Origin of the sequence: Pseudoalteromonas sp. MMG012 (genome assembly GCF_018100875.1) — a bacterium.
GTDB lineage: Bacteria > Pseudomonadota > Gammaproteobacteria > Enterobacterales > Alteromonadaceae > Pseudoalteromonas > Pseudoalteromonas aurantia.
In genome coordinates this window covers 1-2,352 of sequence record NZ_JAGJEF010000167.1, presented here as the reverse complement: position 1 = coordinate 2,352, position 2,352 = coordinate 1, and the positions used below count along the sequence as shown (strand labels likewise).

General features: G+C 37.7%; 6 protein-coding genes. 5 read left to right on the top strand and 1 reads right to left on the bottom strand.

Annotated features, from left to right (window positions below; genetic code table 11):
- From J8L97_RS22755 to J8L97_RS22740, 4 genes are all read left to right on the top strand, one after another.
- The coding region (locus J8L97_RS22755; RefSeq protein WP_211053006.1) for a hypothetical protein at positions 1-315 on the top strand (315 nt) is incomplete at its 5' end.
- A gap of 42 nt (positions 316-357) precedes the next feature.
- Positions 358-549, top strand: a complete 192-nt coding sequence (locus J8L97_RS22750; RefSeq protein ID WP_211053005.1) for a hypothetical protein — start codon at positions 358-360, stop codon at positions 547-549.
- On the top strand, positions 546-1,094 hold the full coding sequence (locus tag J8L97_RS22745; RefSeq protein WP_211053004.1) for a hypothetical protein: 549 nt from the start codon (positions 546-548) through the stop codon (positions 1,092-1,094). Before J8L97_RS22750 ends, J8L97_RS22745 begins: the two co-directional genes overlap by 4 nt.
- Before the next feature lie 3 nt (positions 1,095-1,097).
- Positions 1,098-1,463: a hypothetical protein gene (locus tag J8L97_RS22740; protein ID WP_211053003.1), complete on the top strand. Its 366-nt coding sequence runs from the start codon at positions 1,098-1,100 to the stop codon at positions 1,461-1,463.
- Here the strand turns inward: J8L97_RS22740 and J8L97_RS22735 are convergent.
- The gene (locus J8L97_RS22735) at positions 1,460-1,918 is read right to left on the bottom strand and encodes a helix-turn-helix transcriptional regulator (RefSeq protein ID WP_211053002.1); all 459 of its coding nucleotides are present in this window, start codon (positions 1,916-1,918) and stop codon (positions 1,460-1,462) included. The genes J8L97_RS22740 and J8L97_RS22735 overlap by 4 nt on opposite strands.
- A gap of 128 nt (positions 1,919-2,046) precedes the next feature.
- Here J8L97_RS22735 and J8L97_RS22730 point away from each other — a divergent pair, with 128 nt between their 5' ends.
- Positions 2,047-2,334, top strand: coding sequence for a helix-turn-helix transcriptional regulator (locus tag J8L97_RS22730; protein ID WP_211053001.1), 288 nt, complete (start codon positions 2,047-2,049; stop codon positions 2,332-2,334).
- The last annotated feature ends 18 nt before the right edge of the window (positions 2,335-2,352 follow it).

Sequence of the window (2,352 nt, the reverse complement as noted above, 5' to 3'; positions counted from 1 at the left end):
CCTTTTGCAAAGACTATACAAAAGATTAACCAAAGTGTTATATTTTGGTTAATGGAATTGATTGTCATAAAGCAAAAAGGAATATTAAGGCTCTTCTTTTTTAGCTTGAAGTCAATGTATATATTATTTGTTGAGGTTTTAGGCATGACAAAACAGCTAGTTCGAACGCTTTCACTAGAAAACTGTCGCAATATCTTTGCTGGTAACGGTTATGAAAATATTAATTCTTCAAAGACTTCTAGTGCAGGCGGCGGCGGTGGAACTGAGCCTAGAACATTCAACTTTTTAACCCAGTTTAAAAGAAAACACTTCTAATGGTGATACTCTTAAAACTCCATAAAATAGGAGTGAACCCAAATGAATGACAAAAAGATTAAAGAGCCTAAAACATTACTGATTTATAGTTTAAGATCCTCGGCTACGCTACTAACTCAACAACAGCTTAACATAGTTGTTGGAGGTTCAGTTGGAGGAGGTGGTGGTAACGAACCTTCTGCCACGCGGAGTTTCGCTGACGCATTATATCAGCAAGGAAATTACTTACCGTGACTGAGTTTTTTGCCTCTATAGATTGGGCTGTTATTGGGGTTAAGCTAATTGCATTAGCAGCCCTTCTTTTATTTGCTAAGCAGCCTGTAAAGCAGTTGGTCTTTAGTAGGCCTAGCGCTGAAATACGTGAGCAGGTTGAGCAGAGCTTGTTTCTCTTAGCCTCGTTTTCACTGTTCTGGCATTTTTCTGGTAGCTATATGAGCCATGTTTTTTCTCAAATGACATTAAACAGAGAAGAAAAAATTCAGCTCTACTACTTCGTGTATTCTTTTCACGATGTTTTAGGGCTGGCTATTTTAACAGGGCTTCATTGGTTAAAAAAGTGCAGTTTTTCCAAAATATGCAGATGGGTTTATTACCTGACGACGTGTATGGTTGTTCTTCAAATGATGAGGTATATAGACCGAGTATACTTGGAAACAGAGTATCTTAATTTAGTATATATGCCGTTAAAAACAACTATAAACTTGGCGACTTTGGCATTAATAAGCTCATACCCAGTGTTACGAATATTCAATCTAAAACCTAGCCATCAATGGGGATAATCAATGGAAATGATAGTTATAGCATGCTTAGGATTGTTAATTGTAGTGTCGATAGTTTTAAGTTTATGTGCATTTCACTATAAGCGCCCTAATTTGGTTGTAGTGCCTAATGTGCAATTATCTGCTGAGGATAGGACTGAGTTTTTTGTTTATAGAGAGAGAAAAGAGTTAGATGAAGCTGCAAAGCTTTTAGCTTTGAGTCAGATTCTTGAGGACATTTTTGAAGGAATTTCAGAAGAAGAGTTATTAGCATTAGAGCTGCAATTTAAGCTCGAAAGAAAGAAGACACTTCTAGCTCTAAAGTCCATGGGTGTTATTAATCAGGAGGTCATTATGAGATCTATAACTAACCCGAAGAAGCAGGCTTAACCACTTTGCTTCTTCGTAGGTTGTAAAGCTTCAAATAAAACATCGGTGTTAAGCTCACCTGTAATTTCCGCTAACGCGAGTACACCAACCGCTTTTTCTACTAACTCCAAGCTTTTTATAACATCAAAGTCTGAAGTTGTGTTGACTTCTTTTCTCAGTTTTTTTACTTGATATACTGACTTTATAGCTTCTCTAGCTGAATACTTAGCTATTTCAATAGCATTGTCGATGGTTACGTTACCATCGTTATTAACCATTTCGAATGATTGCCTTTTACCAGTAACGATATAGCGAATATCAAAGCCTATACTCTCAAGCTCAGCTAGCTTATCAGAAGGTATTGGTTTTCCTTGCTCCCAACGCAAGTATGCAGACTTACTGACTTTAATCGGTTCGTATACTTCAGTTTGGGTTAAGCCTAAGCGTTTCCTTTCCAAAGATAAAAATGTTGTCATATTAGATAACTTTATAGTTGAAAGGTGTCACATGTGATACCTATACTGAGCCTGAACATTAACAAAACCCTTTTTAAAATCGCCCGCAAAAGCTTTTAAAAAGGGTTGAAACCAATAGGTAATTTACTATGAATGCAGATAAAAGAAAACAGGCCATCAAAAAGAAAGGCTATACACTGAAGCAAATAGCTGATGCTTTGGGCAAGTCTCTCTCTACAGTGTCCAACGTAGTCAGTGGTCGTTATCACTCCGAAGCTATAGCCAACGCGTTAGCAAAAATTGTGGACCAGCCAGTCGAAAAATTCTTTGCCGATTGTAAGTCGTATACAACCCCCTCCAACTCTGTGGTGGTTCGAGGCCTAGCCCGTGAGCAAAAAGTTGATGAATTACGCCAATTATTTTCCGAAGCATCTTAGGAGTTACGACCATGAACT

Excerpts from the sequence above, each read along its gene's own strand:
- J8L97_RS22750 (WP_211053005.1), top strand. The coding sequence starts at position 358 with ATGAATGACAAAAAGATTAAAGAGCCTAAAACATTACTGATTTATAGT.
- J8L97_RS22740 (WP_211053003.1), top strand. The coding sequence starts at position 1,098 with ATGGAAATGATAGTTATAGCATGCTTAGGATTGTTAATTGTAGTGTCG.
- J8L97_RS22730 (WP_211053001.1), top strand. The coding sequence starts at position 2,047 with ATGAATGCAGATAAAAGAAAACAGGCCATCAAAAAGAAAGGCTATACA.
- J8L97_RS22735 (WP_211053002.1), bottom strand. The coding sequence starts at position 1,918 with ATGACAACATTTTTATCTTTGGAAAGGAAACGCTTAGGCTTAACCCAA.